This window comes from Pseudomonas sp. LB-090624, from assembly GCF_003205205.1.
Classification (GTDB): Bacteria; Pseudomonadota; Gammaproteobacteria; order Pseudomonadales; family Pseudomonadaceae; genus Aquipseudomonas.
On the sequence record NZ_QJRL01000018.1, the window covers coordinates 108,960 to 109,431 of the forward strand.

A 472-nucleotide genomic window follows, 5' to 3' on the forward strand; every position below is an offset into this window, starting at 1 on the left:
TGATCTTGATCTTGATCTTGATCTTGATCTTGATCTTGATCTTGATCTTGATCTTGATCTTGATCTTGATCTTGATCTTGATCTTGATCTTGATCTTGATCTTGATCTTGATCTTGATCTTGATCTTGATCTTCGCGACTTCAGGAGGCCGAACGCAGGCATTGCGGAGGCAGGTGACGGGCATGGATGCCCGTCAAGCGCTGAGGCCCCAGGATGGGGCCTTCGGCGCGGTCCTGCCGGGAGCAATGCCGGAGTGAGGGAACCCCGGAGCGCAGCGCAGGGGCCGGATGATGGGAGCGCAGCGTTTTTTGGTTACTTTTTGTCAAACGCGACAAAAAGTAACCATGGGCCTGCCCCGTGACAGCGGACGCCAAGAAGCTGGCTACAGAGCCAACTGCCTTAAGCCTTTTGCGTATTCGTTCGGTGAACGGTAACCCAGTGCTGAATGCAGTCGACAGCTGTTGTAAAACCC

General features: G+C 53.0%; 1 pseudogene. It reads right to left on the reverse strand.

From position 1 onward, the window contains the following. Positions 1 to 184 (reverse strand): annotated as a pseudogene (locus tag DMX11_RS26130) (oxidoreductase); the annotation flags it as partial. Positions 185 to 472: the final 288 nt, after the last annotated feature.